Here is a 17,691-nt window from a genome sequence, read left to right on the forward strand (position 1 = left end):
GGTTTATCCCCGTGCTTGCGTCAATACCGAAGCGAGCGTTCGCTGCGCCAGTATCAGTTTGAACTCGTTTTCAGGAGTAGGGCGCGCATCAGCGAACAACTTTTCATAAACCTGCTGGCTACCGTTGCTTAATTGCCGGTCAGCCTCTTCAAGCCGCCACGGTTTGTGCGCAACGCCACCGAGAGCCACACGTCCGGTTCCATCGGGTTGCACAATGGCAGCAACAGAAACCAGAGCAAACGCGTAGGAGGCGCGGTCCCGAACTTTGCGATAGATATGTGTGCCACCCAGCGGTGGGGGTAGGGTAATGGCGGTAATCAGTTCACCTGAGGTGAGTGCTGTTTCCAGATGCGGTGTGTTGCCCGGTGCGCGATAGAAATCTGCCAACGGGATTTTGCGCTGCTGGCCGTTGGTGTTGACGGTCTCTACTACCGCATCAAGTAGGCGCATGGCGACGGCCATATCGCTGGGGTGGGTTGCGATACAGGCTCGACTGGCTCCCACCACCGCATGTTGGCGGCTAAACCCTTCAAGCGCCGCGCAGCCACTGCCGGGAAGGCGCTTATTACAGGGTTGGTTGGTATCATAAAAGTAGGGACAGCGCGTGCGCTGGAGCAGGTTCCCGGCGGTGGTAGCCTGATTGCGCAACTGGCCTGATGCTCCCGCAAGCAGCGCTCTGGAAAGTACCGCATAGTCGCGACGAATACGTGAATCTGCCGCAAGGTCTGTATTGCGCACCAGCGCACCAATACGTAGACCACCTTCGTCCGTCGATTCAATTTTGTTCAGTGCAAGCGTATTTACGTCAATCAGATGGGATGGTGTCTCAATTTCAAGCTTCATCAGATCAAGAAGATTCGTCCCCCCGGCAATAAATTTAGCGCCAGGATTTCGCTGGGCGCTAGCTGCTGCTTCGGCCGGGGTTTTCACGCGCTCAAAAGTAAACGCTTTCATAATTTTTGCCCCCCGGCGACATCTTCAATGGCCGCAAGAATATTGGAGTAAGCGCCGCAACGGCAGATGTTGCCGCTCATACGCTCACGTATTTCGTCGGCGGTTGCCTGAGGCGGTGAAGTCAAATCGGAAGTTACGTGGCTTGGAATGCCCATTTCGATCTCTTTGAGAACTGCAACAGAGGAACAAATTTGCCCGGGTGTGCAGTACCCGCACTGAAAGCCGTCGTGTTTGATAAAGGCGGCCTGCATAGGGTGCAAGTTATCCGGAGTGCCGAGGCCTTCAATGGTGGTGATTTCGGCATCCTGCTGCATCACGGCAAGCGTCAGGCAGGCGTTGATCCGGCGGCCATCGACGATGACGGTACATGCGCCACACTGACCGTGATCACACCCTTTTTTAGTCCCGGTAAGATGCAGGTTTTCACGCAGCGCATCCAACAGTGTGGTTCGTGTATCAACTTCCAGTGGGTGGGATTCGCCGTTAACGTTTAATGTCACGCGCGCCAATTCAGCCGCAGATGTGGTGGCGTTCGCGCTGGCGCCAAAAGCGTGAGATGGCGTCATCGCTACTGTGGCGACCGAAGCCACGCCAACCTTGAGAAGCTCCCGCCTTGTCAGGCGAAAGCCATAGTACTCAATATGAAGGTAGTGATTACCACCCCTGTTGCCGCTTGCTCTATGCAAGTGCCTTTTACCCGCTTCATGGTCATGGTTGCTCATACCGCCTCCAGTGTTCGAAAGATTGAACCAGGAAAATGGACGTCTTTGCGATGGTTAAATTTTTATAACGAACTATTAATCATAGTCGGCATAAGCGTTGGGATTATTCCTGAATGCGATAAAGGTGGGTTACAAGCGGCGTATCCACTATCAACTCATCGCCGTTTTCTGCTTATCGGATTGTGTATCATGATCGTCGTTAACGTCACATCACAGTTGATAAACTACATGACCTCCTATGCCATCAAAACGCTCCATCTTGATCCGAGCATTGCCCAAACCAGTATTCTTATAGCTGGGTTAGTGTCATTTTTTGGTGCGTTGGCTGCGGGAAGGTTGAGTGATAAATATGGGCGTAAGAAGGTGCTAACCTTGCCGGTAATCGTGCTGTGTATCGTGGTCGTGCCGCTGTTTTCATGGCTGCATGAAGCACCAGATGCGACACGTTTGCTGACGGTTACCTTCGTCATATCCGCTATGATTGTTTTCCCGACTACCGCCGTATTGGTTATTGTGCCGGAGATTTTGCCTGCCGGTTATCGCAGCACTGGCACATCGCTTATCTATGCGCTGGGGTCGGCACTATTTGGCGGAACAACACATTTTATTCTGACCGCACTTCTGGCGTGGACTAATCACCCCGTGGCACCTGCCTATTATGTGTTGTTTGCTGCAGCTGTCAGCTTGTGTGCGATGTCATTGCTGCCGGAAACGCGTGACCTCGGCGTAACGGCAAATAAGACGCAGCAAAAGAGAGTGGCAAGCCTGCCTCTTGCAAAGCGTGAATAGCACCAATAAACCGTATACCTATTGATCCAGTTTATAATTGCGCAGAATGCTTAAATGCATAATACCGGCCGACCTCCGCAGGTGCGGGGTTAAGCGCCAGCTTTTTCTGGCGACCAAAGGTACATTTAATGGAAAGGCGTCACTTTCTGAAAAGCGTTGCAGCCCTATCAACGATTGGTTTGGTTCGTCCGGCATTTTCCGGGACCAAATGTGTTGCTACCCCGGCTATTGCCTCTTCTGATACCTCCCGCCGTTTTGTGATGACACAAACCTACAACCTTAAAGCGCCAGCAGGTTCCCAGGGCCAGGTGAAGTTGTGGATACCTGTGCCAGAAGAGACCGCTTTTCAGACACTGCTCGACCTTTCTTTCAGCGGTAATTACCAGAAAGCCAGCCTGACTGCGAATAACCGTTATGGCGCCAGAATGCTCTTTGTCATCTGGCCGGAATCGACCGGCCCGCTGGAAATTCGCGTTGAGATGACCATCGAAACTCGCGACTGGGAAGTGTTAAAAGACAATCAACTATCTGACTGGTTGCTGCCAGAGCAAGACGCAGTCATCCCGGAGGAAATTAAACCTTTCCTGCTGGCGACTCCCCATATCCCTGTCGACGGCCTTGTAAAAGAAACCGCGTTCAAAATTGTTGCGAATGAAAAAGCGCCGCTCAAACAAGCTCGTTTGATTCACGACTGGGTGAGTACGCATATGCATCGCGATGATGCTGTGATTGGTTGCGGTACTGGCGATGTGGGCGAAATACTTAAAGCGGGCAAATTGGGTGGTAAATGCACCGACATTAACTCTGTTTTTGTTGCCCTGTGTCGTGCAGTAGGTATCCCTGCGCGCGAAATGTTCGGTATTCGTCTTGGTGCCAGCCGCAAGCTTAGTGAGTATTCAAAGAAAGCCTTCGGTAGCGCTGATGAGAAAGGGATTGCAAAAATAAGCGGTGCTCAACATTGCCGCGCGATGTTCTGGTTGGCGGGTTTTGGCTGGGTTCCAGCTGACCCGGCAGATGTCACCAAAATGCGTCTGACTGAGAAGAAAGAGAATGGTGACCCGGCTGTGAAAGCGGTTAACGATTATCTCTTTGGCAACTGGGAAATGAACTGGGTGGGCTTTAATCACGCGCGTGATTTCGCACTATTCCCGGCGGCAGAACAAGGTGATGTAAACAACCTGGGTTATCCGTATGCCGAAGTAGATGGCGATCCTTTAAACTTCTACGATCCGGCAGCATTTAGCTATGAATACGTCAGCACCGAACAGCATTAAGGGCCATTTAATCGCGTTGCTGGCGGCATTGATTGCCGCTGGCGCGTCAACACTGTGCTGCATTGGGCCATTGTTGTATCTGGTATTTGGTATTTCAGCAGCAGGGCTGACTGGTATCCCAACGCTACCCTGGCTACAAGTCCCCATGGTCATTGTCTCCCTGGGGTTAATGGCGCGTGGATTCTGGCGACTCTATTTGTCCCCAAAACCGGTATGTACCAGTGTGGTGAGCCGCCGGATGTTGGTGTCGTTATATTGGTTGTCAGTGCCGTTGGTGCTGTTCCTGACTACCTATCCGTATCTCTTACCCTGGATTTGGGAAAGTATGGAATGAAGAGATTTTTATGCCTGGGGCTACTTTTATTGACGCCCCTGAGTTGGGCGGCCAATAAAATGGTCACTATAGATATAGGGCAGATGAACTGCCCACTGTGTGTTATTTCGATAAATCAGGCATTGCGCAGTACCGATGGGGTGATTAAAGCGAAGGCGTCATTAAAAACGCATCAGGCACAAGTCATTGTTCCGGACAATTTTGATAACCAGCAACTGTTGTCAGCGATTGCTAAAACAGGATTTACGGGCCAAATTCACGCGGTGGCTGAGGCGCAATAATTTGCACTATTGCAATGGTTAAGCCCCCAGTACCGGAAAACCGCAGACAGAAAAACCACGCGTTTGCGTGGTTTTTCATAGTAGCTTCTGAGAATTGTTTATCTATTTGAATTTATCACTCATTACTGGTGATGGCCGGCATTACAAAACTATTTTATATATTTCTCGTATGATTGATTACCACTTATATCTATTTTTGCTATTTTCGGGTTCAGGCAATCTCGTTTTTATTAGGCTCAGGTTTATTCAATACTTTCTCCATTGCATAGCTTTCCGCCAGCGACGCTTTATCAACTCCGCGGCTCAGTTCTTCATGCAATTGTTCCATATCCAGAGAACCATTCCAGCGAGAGATAACCAATGTTGCTACACCATTACCGATAACGTTGATCAATGCGCCACCTTCAGAGATAAAGCGGTAAACCCCCAATACCAGTACCAAACCAGCGGCAGGGATAGTATGCGTTGAACCCAGCGTTGCGGCGAGGGTGATAAAGGCGCCGCCACTGACACTGGCTGCACCTTTAGAAGTCAGCAGCAGAATGAACAATAAAACGACCTGATGTTGGAAGGTCAGGTCAATATCCAGAGCCTGGGCGATAAAAATCGCCAATACCGTCATATTGATGCAGCTACCATCCAGGTTAAAGCAGTAGCCCGAAGGGATAACTAAACCGACGACAGACTTCTCGCAGCCGAGTTTTTCAAGCTTCGTCATCATGCGTGGCAGTGCCGATTCCGAGGACGATGTCCCGAGAACCAGTGCAAGCTCTTCACGGATGTAGCGCAAAAATTTCATCAGACTAAACCCTGCCATTTTGGCGATAAGGTTCAGGATGACAAAAACAAAAATAAAGCCCGTCACGTAGTAGCAAATCAGCAGATTTCCATAAGCAGATAGAGACGCTACGCCATACTTAGCGATGGTGTAAGCCATGCCGCCAAAGGCTCCCAATGGCGCGACGTACATAACAATTTTCAGCATGCGGAAGAAGACACGTGAGATCATCTCTATGGTTGCCAGGAGAGTTTTTCCCGCCTCGCCCAATAGTTGCAAACCGAAGGCAAATAGCACTGAAATAAACAGGACTTGCAGAATATTTCCGTCAGTAAAAGCACCGAATACAGTATCTGGAATGATATGTGTTAAAAAACCACTGACGCTTTGTTCATGGGCCGCCTGGGTATAACTGGCAACGGCGCTTGTATCCAGTGAGGCAGGATCAATATGCATCCCAACACCGGGTTTCATAATATTTACACTGACTAAACCGATGATTAATGCAATTGTTGTCAGGACTTCAAAATAAATAAGGGATTTGGCACCAATTTGACCGATGCTTTTAAGGCTTTTCATACTTGCAATACCGGTAACAACGGTACAGAAAATAATTGGCGCTATCAGCATTCTGATGACTTTTATAAACGTATCACCCAGTGGTTTCATTGCTTCGCCGGTTTGTGGAAAATAATGGCCGACAGCAATGCCAATAATGATGGCTAATATAACCTGGACGTATAGATGCTTATACCAGCCCGGTTTATTGATTTTATTCGAGGTTGCGATGCTCGTAGACATAGGAGTTTCCTCGGGTAATAATCGATTTAAGGTAAGATGTAGGGTATACCCGTCATACTTCAGGTTGCATGTGCGTTGGCTTTCCTCGTTCACCCAGTCACTTACTTGAGTAATCTCCTGGAGGGGCAGTGTCGCCGCTTGGCTGCAACTCGAATTATTTTGGATATAGGTGCGCAACTACATTGCTGCGCTTTTTTATTTAAACGACTCTATTTTTTATCTGCCCGGAATAGTATCCCGCCAGATTGTATTCCACGGCTTTAATAAGATTATTTACCCCACTGTGACTCGCCCAGGCAATATGAGGCGTGACGATAAGGTTTTTCAGTTTGGGATCCAAAAGAGGGTGAGACGCGGGCGGCGGCTCGGTTCCCAGGACATCCAGCGCTGCACCACCGATGATTCCTTCTCTTAACGCACTTGCGAGATCGGTTTCATTGATTAGCAAGCCACGCGCAGTGTTAATCAGCAATGCGTCCGGTTTCATCTGTTTGAGCGTTGCCATATCAATCATCTCCCGCGTGCTTTCACTTAAAGGGCAATGGAGAGTAATGACATCGCTTTGAGCAATAACCTCTTCAAATGGGACATAACCTTCGCGTATTTCATGGGCTCCTTTACGTTCGGCAAACATAACATTCATGCCGATTTCTTTTGCCAGGTGCGCCACATGAGAGCCAATATCTCCACGGCCTATAATGCCTAATGTTGCGTCCCGGACATCACGAATAGGCGTACGATGTAGACAGAAATGCTTTGAATCCGACCACTCATGGCTTGCGGCATGCAGATAATCTTTAAGATGACGGCGAAGCGCGAAGATAAAGCCTATTACGCCTTCAGCCACACTATTGGCGGAATAACCCGGCACATTGCTCACAACAATGCCACGCTCGCGGCAATATTCGGTATCAATGCAGTCAAAACCCGTAGCCGTCACACAAATAAAGCGTAAGTCGGGCAGATCACGTAACAAGTTCGCTCGCAACGCGACTTTATTGGTAATGACGATTTCAGCGTTGTTAAGCACCGCAGCCAATTCATTTTTGCTGGTCGTACCACGGTAATCCCACACATTGCACCAGGAAGGTTTTTTCAATGGTTTTGGCAAGGTATCACCATCTAAAGTCACTATTTTCATGCGCTTGTACTCTGTTGTTTAATAAATCATGTAAAAATTCAAACAAGCCGTAAAATCCCAGGCAGTAAAACGCAATGTTCTGTATGGGAAATTAGGGGGCTTCCTGAATCGCATGGCACTTATTCATGATTCCTTGTTCGAAGCATTGGGGGATGGGATGCAGATCATCGGTTTTCCCGGCTTGCGTCACACTTGAACGAATGTTATGCCCAATAAGTGCAGGAAGCGTTTTTGCCACTCTGATAATGGCATCAAGATCGACCTGAGTGCGATACCCCATAAGGTGCAACATATGAACCATATCTTCGGTGCTGACGTTACCGCTGGCACCCGGTGCGTAGGGACAACCGCCCAGCCCACCTAGTGACGCATCAAAACGGTCGATTCCTGCTGATAAGGCCGCCAGCGTATTGGCAAGTGCCATACCTCGGGTATCATGAAAATGTAATGTGAACTGCAAATGGGGGAAATGGCTGCGTACTAAGCGACATATATCCTCGACCTGAGAAGGGTACGCCATGCCGGTGGTATCACACAGGGTAATACCTCGAACCCCTTTTTGCGCAAAGGTTTCAATAAGCCGTAATAGGGTAGCTTTTTCTACTTCCCCTTCCATTGGGCAGCCAAATGCTGTCGACAGGGAAACATTGATAGCCACGCTGCTTCCGGCAAAAACTTGAATGACCTCGCTCAGTTGAAGCAATGAATCCTGGCGACGCATACGCAAATTGGTCATGTTGTGAGTTTCACTGGCAGACATCACCAGGTTGGCTTCGTCAATTGCACAATGTAATGCCCGTTCTGCGCCACGGAGGTTAGGGACCAAAACGGTATACTCCACACCGGGCTGGCGCTTGATCCGTTTCATCACCTCTTCGGCATCTTTTAATGCAGGAATCGCTTTTGGGGAAGTGAACGATGTCGCTTCAATTTTTGCGAACCCGCACAGGCTAAGGGCATCAATGAATGCGGTTTTATCCTCCGTGTGGACAAACTGCGCCTCATTTTGCAAACCATCGCGTGGAGCGACTTCCTGAATGTAGATTTTTTTAGCTGATGTCGTCATGTTGCTCCCCTTAAATTATGCCGCGGATGCGTAGATCACGTCGTATCGCATCGTCAAAACCCAATTCGGCCAAAACTTCGTCCGTGTGAGCACCTAACTGAGGTGCTTTGGTTCGAACGTTTCCGGGCGTTGACATCAGTTTGGGAACAATACCCGGTAGTGTGACGGGGGTTCCGTCATCAAGAGTATCAGTGAGCAACATGTCTCTAGCCTGATAATGCGGATCGCTGGCAATGTCGCTTGCGTCATAAATTTTGCCAGCAGGAATGCCCCCTTCGTGAAGTGAAGCGAGAACCTCCATCAGGCTAAATTTCTCGGTCCATTGTGAGATAGCGGCATCTAACATATTGGCGTGTTTAGCACGACCATCGTTATGTGCAAAGGTCGGGTCGGCGGCGAGATCGGGGCGATTAATGATTTCCATTAATCTCAAGAAAATAGAGTCACCATTGCCAGCAATCAGGGCATATTTTCCATCTTTACAACGATAGGCATTCGTTGGCGCAATGCCTGGCAAGCTACTGCCTGCAGGTTGGCGAATGGTTCCAAAGACAGAATATTCCGGCAGCAGGCTCTCCATCATATTGAACACCGACTCGTAGAGTGCAACATCAATCTGTTGCCCGTTACCGCTCTGATCGCGATGTCGCAAGGCAAGCAGGATTCCGATGACGCCATGTAATGCAGACAGAGAGTCGCCAATCGAAACGCCTACCCGTACTGGTGTTCGGCCAGGTTCGCCAGATAAAAAACGCAGACCGCCCATTGCTTCACCAATCACGCCAAATCCAGGACGATCGCGGTATGGGCCTGTCTGGCCATATCCCGAGACACTGAGAACGATAAGGCCAGGATTAAGGGCGTGCAGTGTTTCCCAACTCATCCCCCATTTGGCAAGCGTACCGGGGCGAAAGTTTTCAATCAGAATATCTGCTTCTTTTAACAGGGATAGCGCAACTTCTTGCCCCTCTGGTTGGCGCAAATCTAGCGTTATCGATCGTTTATTTCGCGACTGGACAGCCCACCAAACGGAGGTTTCATTGTGTAGCATTCTCCATTTGCGCAGAGGGTCACCTTTTTTAGGTGGCTCTATCTTGATTACATCGGCACCAAACTCTGCCAGCATGCGTCCTGCCATGGGACCGGCTATCAACTGGCCCATTTCAATGACGCGTAGTCCCTCTAAAGGTAATGTCATACTTCCCCCAACCAGATTTGCAACATGTGGTTAACATTAACCTGGGGGTGATAAATGAAAATTTACTTTTATTCACTAACCCTTTCCATTTAGGAAAGGGTTAGGAGGTTTGGCAGTAATAAATTAATTTTAGATACTGATAAATATAGTTTTTATCTAAATTTGTGTAATGGAGGTTTTCTTAATGGGTGATGGAAATCACAAAATAGTGATGCCATTTATTTGACGGAGCGCAAAAAATTAAGCAGCTTTTCTGCTTCCGGCTGAAGAGAATTGACGGCATTGATGCCTATTTTAAGTGTTCTGTGAGCCCAGGGGTCGGTAAGGGGGATGGCAACTAATTTCTGCCCATGCAGCGTATGGCTGATTGCGCCAGAGGGCAAAATACCAATACCTAACTCGGCTTGAATCATGCGGCACAAGGCATCAAAACTGGTGACTTGCATGTTGACCTTAAGAATTTTACCGGCACTGATGGCTTCATCCGAGATGCGCCGCAACAGCGAACTTCCCTGGTTCAGGCCTACATAATCATAGCCCAGGGTTTCGGTAAAACTGATAGAGGTGAGGCTTGCAAGCGGGTGCCCTGACGGAACCAGTAGAACTAATCGATCCTGTCTGTAGGTAAAAGTACGGATACCTGACGCCGCCACATTATCAGCGAATATACCAATATCAACGCGACCAGAATCCACCTGTTCGACAATATTCTCGCTTAGCGCTTCTTCTAAAAGGATTCGTAACCTGGGATGCCGGCGGTGAAAGCCTGCCAGATCTTGTGGTAAGAATTGGATAACCGCAGAAACGTTTGCCGCGACGCGAATATGCCCTAAAACACCAGTTGAATAATCACTAATCTCACTTGCCATCTGATTGACGTTATCAAGAACTTTGCGAGCATGTCGTACGACGCCCTGGCCTGCTGGAGTGAGTTCCAGGCCGCGAGGCTGGCGAATAAACAGACGACATTCAAAGTTCTTTTCGAGTTCAGCGATGCGTTTACTGGCGGCTGATAAGGTGATATTGGACTGGCTGGCGGCTTTAGTCAGGCTGCCGGATTCGGCAGCTAAAAGAAAAAGTCGCAATGATTGAAGATCAAAATTACCTGTATTTACCATCAGTTAAACCTCATTCATCCCAGTCGGCTAACCACAATATACCCGTAATAATTAAAGTTGTTGATGCATTGGCTTCTCGCCTTCGCACCAGTCACATATTTATCTATGCTCTTGGGGGATTCACACGCTTGCCGCCTCACTACATTAAGGTACATTTTTCTTGTCTAGCGGGTGGAACGCCCCATTAACCGAATAAGCAGTCCGCAAAGAGCTGCAATTGTTGCCAGCCCAACCATTCCCGTCCAGCCGAAGGTTTCCAGAGCTTTACTACCCAGTGTTGCACCTGCTGCCATGCCGATAAACACGACGGTAAACATAATGGCGTTCAGGCGACTGCGGGCGGCCGGATTTAACGCGTAGATGATGGTCTGATGTGCCACCAGTGAGGCCTGAATACCCAGATCAAACCCGACAGCACTAATGGCGATAATAGCCAGTTGCACAGGAACGGGAACAAACGGCATCACAAACATCAGCGCAAAGGAGATGACAACCAACGCGGCTGCAATTTTAGTGACAAAATCAGGGCCGCGACGGTCAGCGAGTGAACCTGCCAGCGGTGCGGCGAGCGCTCCTGCGGCACCTGCCAGGCCAAAAGTACCGGCTACGGCGGAGCCCATATGGAAGCGCTCTGCCAGCATAATCGCAAGCGTTGACCAAAAAGCACTAAATGCAATCGACAACAGCCCTTGTGCCAGAGCGGCACGACGTAAAGCCGAATACTCTATCCACAGTTTGCCCAATGAACGCAATAGCGCAGGATAGCGTAGTGTGGTTTCAGGCTTGAAAGAGGGGAGTACGTACCAGAGTGTCAGCGTGACGACCCAGACACCTACCGCCGCAATAGTATAAACACTACGCCAGCCCCACAGTTGTGCCACGATACCGCTAAATACACGTGAAAGCAGAATGCCCGCTAAAAGCCCGGTCATCACCATTCCCACGGTTTTACCCCGATTGCTGTCAGAGGCCAGCGTGGCGGCGGCAGGGATAATATCTTGTGCTACGGTCGCAACCAGCCCAATTGCCAGGCTGCTGAGCAATAGCACATGCCAGGAAGAGGCGAACCCACACAGCAGTAACGTCAACGAAAGCAGGGTGCCTTTAATCAAAATGATACGGCGGCGGTCAAAGCGGTCCCCCAATGGGGCGAGCAACAAAATCCCAAGCGCATAACCAATTTGCGTCAGCGTGGGTACCAGGCCGACATCGCCGACACGGGCATGAAACGTGCTGCCGATAATTCCCAGCATTGGCTGGCTGTAATAAATTGAGGCAACACTCAGGCCAGCCCCAAGGGCGAGAAGAAAAACAATTTTGCCCGACAGCATGGTGTTGGACGTTGATGTGGTCATTGTGGAAAGCTGGCTCATGGCTCGCTCCAGTGGGTTAATGTGCGGCCATTCTTGTCGTTTTTTGCTTTCGGCTGTAGTCCCCGCAGAGGTAAAACTGTTATACACTTAACGTATGAACAAAAACATTAATCCTGCTGGCGATCGTATAGCCATTTTGCAAACCTTTGTGCGAATCGTTGAGAGCGGCAGCCTTTCAGCCGCAGCCGCACAAATGGATACAACCCAGCCAACAATAAGCCGACGCTTGCAAAGCCTTGAACAAATGCTTGGCGTTAAGTTAATTCAACGTACGACCCACACCATGAAGCTGACTGATGACGGCGAACGTTGTTATCAGCATGCACGCCGGTTGATTGAAAATTGGCAGATTCTGGAAGACGAAGTCAGCGGTGTACAGGACGAGCCTGCCGGAGTGTTGCGTGTACGCGCACCGCACGCCTTCGGGCAAGATCAGCTCATTGGGCCGCTTGGCGATTACCTGCTGCGCTATCCGCAAATCAATATTGAGTGGATCCTCAACGATCGGTCACCGGATTTTATCCCCGAAGGGATTGATTGCGCGATTCATGTTGGAGCCATAACAGACCCTTCTGTGGTTGCCATTTTGCTGGCGGAAGTGCCGCGCATTGTGGTGGCCGCCCCATCGTTGTTGGCAAACTATGGGCCAGTGAATGGAGCTGAAGATTTATTGAAACTCCCCTGGGTGGCGCTGAGTAGTTTTTATCGCAATGAAGTGACGTTAAGCGATATGACTACTGGCGATCCTTTCCGCTTCGACATTACGCCAAGACTGAGCACTGATAGTTTGTACGCGGTGCGTAAGGCAGCTTTAAACGGGTTGGGAGTAGGGATGGTTTCCGCATGGGTTGTGAAAGAGGATTTGGAAGAAGGAACCTTGCAGCATGTTCTACCTGGTTGGCAGGTTGCACCTTTGCCCATCTATCTGCTCTATCCTTACGCGAGTTACTACCCGGCCCGCCTGCGCAAATTTATTGAGCTGATGAAGGAAGTCATGCCTGGCCTAACGGGCACTCAATCTGCGCGTTAGTCATTGAGCCATTTAGTACGTCACATTAATGGTGACGGTATCGGCGTAATTATCCGGGGCGTAGTTTGCACTGGGTACGGTTGCGTAAACGGTATAGGCAGTGGTCGATCCGCTACCGGTGCCATTGACGCTGTTTGCTGTAATGCTTCCCCATGGCGTCCCGCTTTGGCCTGACGTTGAACGCAGTTGATACGGGACTGTATCGGTATTGCTCCCGCTGCCGGTGGTTTTCATTTGCCCGCTGCCTGTGGTACTGCCATTCGATGGACTCAGTCCTATCGAATAAGGGGTGTTATTTGAGCATGCGACACCAAGAGTATTACTCGAAGCGAGATTGGTTTGGTTCATGGTAGCCGGGGGAAGACTTATATTATTGACGAAACTGATGTTGCATTGCTTGGTCACGACCGCGGTCACGTTAAAAGGAAAACTTGGACCGGTTCCATTACCGCAATCGGCGGGGGGGAGCGCCAGGCCAGTATTTGTGGTGACGCTTGCGGTGGCTGTATTAAAACTGTCTAAATAGCTACCGGGGGCCGCGGTGATTTGGGGTGTCGTAAGCTTTGCATAAACTGTCAGACTACCCGTTACTGGCGTGAGATTGAGGAGTGTTATTTGGGCCATGGGCGGAGTGGTTCCGGCCTGGTTCTGATTTCCCCAAACCACAGTATGAGCCTGGTTTTGATAGAGTTGATAGTTTAATGTGCTGGCTGGAGGGCCAGCAAAAGCCATGCTGTGAGGGTTTACCTGACCATTGCTTGAAGCGCCGATATTAAAGCACAGAGTGATAGCACTAAGCACATCGGTAAGCACTTTGCTGCATGAATAGCTGAACGTCATGGTCGTTTCAGCACCTGTGTTGGACAGTGGATTTACATTCCCAAAATTAATAGGTTGCACGCCACTTATAGAGCAACTCAGCGCGTGGCTAACACCAGGAGACAAACTTAAGGCTGCAAAGAAAAATAACTCTCTAAAACGCATATAGGTTTCCTTTCTCTTAAGAAGTCCAGTTCATCTCACCATTAGTGACAAACAAGTGGGCCAAGTTGCGCAATGCTGGCAGCCTTCTGCGGGTAATCGAACTGCACGGAGCAAGTGCCTTTGGCTGTCATCACTTTTAATGTGTTATGCAGTTCCAGCGTATCGAAATAGACCACACCATCAAAACCAACAATGGTTTGTTGGTTTTGCTTAGCATTCAGCTCTACCGATGTCCCTTCCTCAATCGGTGTTCCTTGGGCATCAACCACGATTATTTGCGCGGCGCGAACTGGAGTAATACCAAATTTGACTAGCGAGCCAGAACGGTCGGCAGGTGTGGCGTAAGCATTAACCTGGTCGATACGTGTATTAGCGGGTAAGTTCATTGGGTCGATGCTTAACAGGTTATTTTCATAGCTTTTGATTGGCGTCACTAACAGCAAGCCCTGGCTGTTGCTGGTGCCGATGAGATTGTTTTGCAGTTTGATTGGCAAATCAGGAATACCGTCGGTGGAGACAACAGCAAAGCCATCATCAATTGTGCGCGCGGCAAACAAACCGCCACCCATCATCACCAGGGAGCCGCTACCACCGGCATAGGCATACTGTGTATCGGCGGTGCGATTAAAACCGCTGTAAACTTTGCCATAGCGGCCCAGGTAACCCAGTTCTCCCTGGCCGTTTTGTTGTGAAGATTGTTGGCTTGCAGCAAGATTCCAGCCCCAACCCCCATCTGAAGGTTGGGTACGGCTGGCATTGAGCATATAACCGTTTTCATCATTCGTGCGCTGTAAGGTGCTACTGGCGGTAAGGTTATTGCTGAGGATAAATGTGGCCGTCAGGTAGAGGTTACGATCCCGGCTGTCGTCTACGTTCTGATTCACACCAGCTGTGAGATAAATATGACTTGTTAGTGCGCCATACCAGTTTGCTCCTGCATAACGCACTGAGTTTTCATCGGGATAGCGATATTGCAGGTAGCTCAGACTGATATTTCCATACGAGGGGGTGTTGTACCCAACGACGACATTGCTATTGAGTGACGGCGGCGCAGAACCATAGCGGCTGGCTATATCACGGTAATCACCTGCGGTGGCAATCGTCGAGGTGCTGAAGTTAAAATTGCTGCCAATCCAGCGATAACCCAGGCTATACAACATCCCGTTCTCACCCGCGTCTGTGCTCATGGCAAGAGACGTTGAAAGGGTGCCAATACGGCCGCCAGGTATCCAGTCCATACTGAATCCAGAATTGAGCAACTGTTTGCTTACCTCAGAATGAACACCACCTGTAAAACTGTTACTGATACCCCGCCGCCAGGTTCCACTAAAGGAAGGTGTACTGGCGTAATCAAATGAAGAGATACCGTAATTTTCACGCACCACCCCCAGTTCTGCTGACCACTGTGTCAGCCCTTCACGTAATAGCTGCTGATCCTGATAAAAGGAGAAGCTCTGTGTCGTCGTTCGACCCAACGCATCAGTCATATTCACTTGTGCGTAGCCAGCACCGCTGATATTTGGCTGGGTGTTGATTTCAAAATTACCCGCAGGTACTTCGCCGTTGTAATATTTCATGCCATTAATAAATAATTCAACATTTGAAGGTATCGTTGCCGAACCTAAAAAAGAGGGCAGAGGTGTCGTCGGCATATTAGGTTGCAGGTTGAAATCAGTGCCTATTTGAATACCCGCGATACGTGTCGGGCGCGACCATGTAAGACTGCTGGTGATTGTGTCACCGAGGGTTAAGCTAATCAGGCGGTCAGGAAACGATGACCGCCACTGTGTATCAAGACGACTGAAATTGTTTTCTGCCGTAACACCATTTTCCTGCGTGGAGTATTGAGTTAATTGGGTCGAACTCAGCACCCCTGCGGAATTAAATGCGCGCAATTCAGTAAAGCTGCTGGCGTTACTTCCATCGCCTTGCGCTGCGTAAACATCATAATTAAGTAACATCCCCCGTGATGTGGAGACGACCGGCGGAGGAATATCAACTTGATTGATTTTGGTGGTATTTAAATTCAAAGTGCTAAGAGGGGCTGTCAATTTCAGTGTTTGTAATGAAACATCATAATCAAATTGTAATTGGCTTAAACTCTCCAGGCGAATCGATTGGGGCGATTCATTAGGCAACTTAAACCCTATTTTTTGTAATGTTTCTTTGCTGGTGTATAATTTCCCCTCTGACTCACTAAAATGCTCTATGCCGACATGATTACCATTCAGGGTGATATCAAGATACAAGTCTATTGCGCCAGAATGCTCGTTATTATTACTCATCACCGGACTGATGGAATTATTATCATTGGCCGAGGCCACTCCTGGCATTAACATTCCACCGAGAAAAAAGGTCATTATTACGCTAATGATTTTATTAAAGTTCTTGCACCTTTTTTTGTCCATTTATAGTGACTTCTAATTTGCTTCCGGGGGCTGTGTCGGCGGCAGTAAAAGGCAATTTCCAGCGCATGGTTGCGCCCGGGAGAACATATCCCAATAGCCCCTGTGTTATTTCTTTTTTTCTACCTTGTGTATTGATATATGAAGCAGCAGACAACTGGGCATGGCTATTGCCCTGATTGCTCACCTCAAGAAATGCTTCATCACCAATACGTTGAATTCCCCATTGCAATTTTGCTGAATGATCGCTGGTACCCTTTGGTTGAATGAAAACGGGAACTGAATAATGCAGGACAAACTGTATTTTATTTTTTTGTAGTTCTGGCGGTGGCAGCTCATTGATTGACAGCCTATAAGCTTCTTCCACAGTATTTGAGGCTGGGCCCATATGAATCACGCGAATCAGCTGTTTCTCACCGGGTGCCAGCTTAAGCATCGGCGGGCTAATAACCAGATTCTGAGAAGAGTTGAGCTGGTCTTCAAAACTTTGCTGGTTCCATCTATAAACACGAACTTGCGCATTTATGGTGTCTTCACCCTGGTTCATCAACCAGATGCCATCGGCATTTTGTATACTTTGCAGGGTCAGTGACACTGGCGCAACTTGCAGGCCACTTGCCACTATATTTTGTGAAAACACTGCCGCTGTTAATAGGCATAACGCCGCCATAGCCGTTTGTGTCTGTGACTTCATATTTTATAATAGTCCTTTATATTAATAATTTACGTTAACGGTTACCGTATCTGCGTAGCTATCAGGTGCAAAGTTTGCGCTGGCAGCAACGGCATAGACCGTATAGGTTTGCGCCAAACCTGAGCCTGTCCCCCCAACACCGTTACCCACGGCTATGGTGGTGGCCGTATTACCCCAGACGGGACCTGTGCCTGACGTTTGATGTAACTGATAAGGGACTTTATCGTTGTTTGTCCCACTGTTAGCGACTGATGACATAGCACCAGCACCTGTGGTATTGCCACCATTGACAGTGGATGGCGCAAGGCCGATGAAATAAGGAGTGGTTCTTGAGCACTGGACGGTAAACGAACTGTTTCCCGTTGTATTTGTTGCATTACTACCGACAGAGCCCAGATTAATATTTGCTCCAGCACCTGTGGTCACAATGCATGAGGCAGTAATAGTGATCTGTACTTGAAATGTGTTGGTTGCCACTACGGCATTTGCAGATGGAACAAAAGCAAAAATCATGAAAGGAAAAAATATGCGCATTTTAATGATTGATTTCATATCTTTGTACCTATTCAGATACCTGCGGTTTGTCAATAATGCATACGGATGAAAATCACATGACTATTAAAACCATAGGATCAGGTACATTTTTATGCCAATTCCAGTATGTATTAAATTTTTTAATATGATCACATTCGCACTTTAAGTTTTATCAGGTGAGTTTGAAAATTGTATTTGGAAAAGTCTGCTATAAG

17 protein-coding genes are annotated in these 17,691 nt (G+C 48.8%); 5 read left to right on the forward strand and 12 right to left on the reverse strand.

What is annotated here, in order from left to right; all coding sequences use genetic code 11:
- Positions 1-3: 3 nt before the first annotated feature.
- Both IX31_RS01300 and paoA read right to left on the reverse strand, forming a co-directional pair.
- The gene (locus IX31_RS01300) at positions 4-954 is read right to left on the reverse strand and encodes an FAD binding domain-containing protein (protein WP_034455342.1); all 951 of its coding nucleotides are present in this window, start codon (positions 952-954) and stop codon (positions 4-6) included.
- Positions 951-1,676, reverse strand: a complete 726-nt coding sequence (gene paoA / locus IX31_RS01305) for an aldehyde dehydrogenase iron-sulfur subunit PaoA (protein WP_081908612.1) — start codon at positions 1,674-1,676, stop codon at positions 951-953. The genes IX31_RS01300 and paoA overlap by 4 nt, the downstream gene beginning before the upstream one ends.
- A gap of 45 nt (positions 1,677-1,721) precedes the next feature.
- Between paoA and IX31_RS01310 the strand changes: the two genes are divergently transcribed.
- The 4 genes from IX31_RS01310 (at position 1,722) to IX31_RS01325 (ending at position 4,354) form a co-directional block, all read left to right on the forward strand.
- Positions 1,722-2,465, forward strand: coding sequence for an MFS transporter (locus tag IX31_RS01310; RefSeq protein WP_051880458.1), 744 nt, complete (start codon positions 1,722-1,724; stop codon positions 2,463-2,465).
- Positions 2,466-2,593: 128 nt separating this feature from the next.
- Positions 2,594-3,739: a transglutaminase-like domain-containing protein gene (locus IX31_RS01315; protein WP_034455343.1), complete on the forward strand. Its 1,146-nt coding sequence runs from the start codon at positions 2,594-2,596 to the stop codon at positions 3,737-3,739.
- Positions 3,711-4,073, forward strand: coding sequence for a mercuric transporter MerT family protein (locus IX31_RS01320; RefSeq protein WP_122973975.1), 363 nt, complete (start codon positions 3,711-3,713; stop codon positions 4,071-4,073). Before IX31_RS01315 ends, IX31_RS01320 begins: the two co-directional genes overlap by 29 nt.
- Positions 4,070-4,354 carry a heavy-metal-associated domain-containing protein gene (locus tag IX31_RS01325; protein WP_034455344.1) on the forward strand — a complete coding sequence of 95 codons (285 nt, stop codon included), beginning with the start codon at positions 4,070-4,072 and terminating at the stop codon, positions 4,352-4,354. Before IX31_RS01320 ends, IX31_RS01325 begins: the two co-directional genes overlap by 4 nt.
- 211 nt (positions 4,355-4,565) lie before the next feature.
- Here the strand turns inward: IX31_RS01325 and IX31_RS01330 are convergent, their stop codons facing one another.
- The 6 genes from IX31_RS01330 to IX31_RS01355 form a co-directional block, all read right to left on the reverse strand.
- Positions 4,566-5,933, reverse strand: coding sequence for a dicarboxylate/amino acid:cation symporter (locus IX31_RS01330; protein ID WP_051880460.1), 1,368 nt, complete (start codon positions 5,931-5,933; stop codon positions 4,566-4,568).
- A 199-nt stretch (positions 5,934-6,132) separates the two neighbouring features.
- Positions 6,133-7,074, reverse strand: coding sequence for a D-2-hydroxyacid dehydrogenase (locus tag IX31_RS01335; protein ID WP_034455345.1), 942 nt, complete (start codon positions 7,072-7,074; stop codon positions 6,133-6,135).
- Positions 7,075-7,165: 91 nt separating this feature from the next.
- Positions 7,166-8,140, reverse strand: coding sequence for a hydroxymethylglutaryl-CoA lyase (locus IX31_RS01340; RefSeq protein ID WP_034455346.1), 975 nt, complete (start codon positions 8,138-8,140; stop codon positions 7,166-7,168).
- A gap of 10 nt (positions 8,141-8,150) precedes the next feature.
- A complete protein-coding gene (locus IX31_RS01345; protein ID WP_034455347.1) occupies positions 8,151-9,338 on the reverse strand; it encodes a CaiB/BaiF CoA transferase family protein in 1,188 nt (395 codons plus the stop codon).
- Between the two features lie 218 nt (positions 9,339-9,556).
- Positions 9,557-10,456: a LysR family transcriptional regulator gene (locus tag IX31_RS01350; RefSeq protein ID WP_034455348.1), complete on the reverse strand. Its 900-nt coding sequence runs from the start codon at positions 10,454-10,456 to the stop codon at positions 9,557-9,559.
- A gap of 164 nt (positions 10,457-10,620) precedes the next feature.
- Positions 10,621-11,829 carry an MFS transporter gene (locus IX31_RS01355; RefSeq protein WP_034455349.1) on the reverse strand — a complete coding sequence of 403 codons (1,209 nt, stop codon included), beginning with the start codon at positions 11,827-11,829 and terminating at the stop codon, positions 10,621-10,623.
- 94 nt (positions 11,830-11,923) lie between these two features.
- Here IX31_RS01355 and IX31_RS01360 point away from each other — a divergent pair, with 94 nt between their 5' ends.
- Entirely contained in the window at positions 11,924-12,859 is a 936-nt protein-coding gene (locus IX31_RS01360) for a LysR family transcriptional regulator (protein WP_034455350.1), read from the forward strand.
- A 12-nt stretch (positions 12,860-12,871) separates the two neighbouring features.
- On the opposite strand, the gene IX31_RS01365 is transcribed toward IX31_RS01360, so the two are convergent.
- The 4 genes from IX31_RS01365 to IX31_RS01380 are packed head-to-tail and all read right to left on the reverse strand — an operon-like array spanning position 12,872 to position 17,494.
- The gene (locus IX31_RS01365) at positions 12,872-13,843 is read right to left on the reverse strand and encodes a Csu type fimbrial protein (protein ID WP_034455351.1); all 972 of its coding nucleotides are present in this window, start codon (positions 13,841-13,843) and stop codon (positions 12,872-12,874) included.
- A gap of 41 nt (positions 13,844-13,884) precedes the next feature.
- The gene (locus IX31_RS01370) at positions 13,885-16,203 is read right to left on the reverse strand and encodes a fimbria/pilus outer membrane usher protein (RefSeq protein WP_241767156.1); all 2,319 of its coding nucleotides are present in this window, start codon (positions 16,201-16,203) and stop codon (positions 13,885-13,887) included.
- Between the two features lie 19 nt (positions 16,204-16,222).
- A complete protein-coding gene (locus IX31_RS01375) occupies positions 16,223-16,942 on the reverse strand; it encodes a fimbrial biogenesis chaperone (protein ID WP_051880463.1) in 720 nt (239 codons plus the stop codon).
- A gap of 21 nt (positions 16,943-16,963) precedes the next feature.
- Positions 16,964-17,494, reverse strand: coding sequence for a Csu type fimbrial protein (locus IX31_RS01380; RefSeq protein ID WP_051880464.1), 531 nt, complete (start codon positions 17,492-17,494; stop codon positions 16,964-16,966).
- Positions 17,495-17,691 lie beyond the last annotated feature (197 nt).

The sequence above is a fragment of the Buttiauxella noackiae genome (assembly GCF_000737905.1).
Classification (GTDB): Bacteria; Pseudomonadota; Gammaproteobacteria; order Enterobacterales; family Enterobacteriaceae; genus Buttiauxella; species Buttiauxella noackiae.

Bases quoted from the DNA above. Each gene is read 5' to 3' on its own strand.
- IX31_RS01300 (WP_034455342.1), bottom strand. From the start codon at position 954: ATGAAAGCGTTTACTTTTGAGCGCGTGAAAACCCCGGCCGAAGCAGCA.
- paoA (WP_081908612.1), bottom strand. From the start codon at position 1,676: ATGAGCAACCATGACCATGAAGCGGGTAAAAGGCACTTGCATAGAGCA.
- IX31_RS01315 (WP_034455343.1), top strand. From the start codon at position 2,594: ATGGAAAGGCGTCACTTTCTGAAAAGCGTTGCAGCCCTATCAACGATT.
- IX31_RS01320 (WP_122973975.1), top strand. From the start codon at position 3,711: ATGAATACGTCAGCACCGAACAGCATTAAGGGCCATTTAATCGCGTTG.
- IX31_RS01325 (WP_034455344.1), top strand. From the start codon at position 4,070: ATGAAGAGATTTTTATGCCTGGGGCTACTTTTATTGACGCCCCTGAGT.
- IX31_RS01330 (WP_051880460.1), bottom strand. From the start codon at position 5,933: ATGTCTACGAGCATCGCAACCTCGAATAAAATCAATAAACCGGGCTGG.
- IX31_RS01335 (WP_034455345.1), bottom strand. From the start codon at position 7,074: ATGAAAATAGTGACTTTAGATGGTGATACCTTGCCAAAACCATTGAAA.
- IX31_RS01340 (WP_034455346.1), bottom strand. From the start codon at position 8,140: ATGACGACATCAGCTAAAAAAATCTACATTCAGGAAGTCGCTCCACGC.
- IX31_RS01345 (WP_034455347.1), bottom strand. From the start codon at position 9,338: ATGACATTACCTTTAGAGGGACTACGCGTCATTGAAATGGGCCAGTTG.
- IX31_RS01350 (WP_034455348.1), bottom strand. From the start codon at position 10,456: ATGGTAAATACAGGTAATTTTGATCTTCAATCATTGCGACTTTTTCTT.
- IX31_RS01355 (WP_034455349.1), bottom strand. From the start codon at position 11,829: ATGAGCCAGCTTTCCACAATGACCACATCAACGTCCAACACCATGCTG.
- IX31_RS01360 (WP_034455350.1), top strand. From the start codon at position 11,924: ATGAACAAAAACATTAATCCTGCTGGCGATCGTATAGCCATTTTGCAA.
- IX31_RS01365 (WP_034455351.1), bottom strand. From the start codon at position 13,843: ATGCGTTTTAGAGAGTTATTTTTCTTTGCAGCCTTAAGTTTGTCTCCT.
- IX31_RS01370 (WP_241767156.1), bottom strand. From the start codon at position 16,203: ATGACCTTTTTTCTCGGTGGAATGTTAATGCCAGGAGTGGCCTCGGCC.
- IX31_RS01375 (WP_051880463.1), bottom strand. From the start codon at position 16,942: ATGAAGTCACAGACACAAACGGCTATGGCGGCGTTATGCCTATTAACA.
- IX31_RS01380 (WP_051880464.1), bottom strand. From the start codon at position 17,494: ATGAAATCAATCATTAAAATGCGCATATTTTTTCCTTTCATGATTTTT.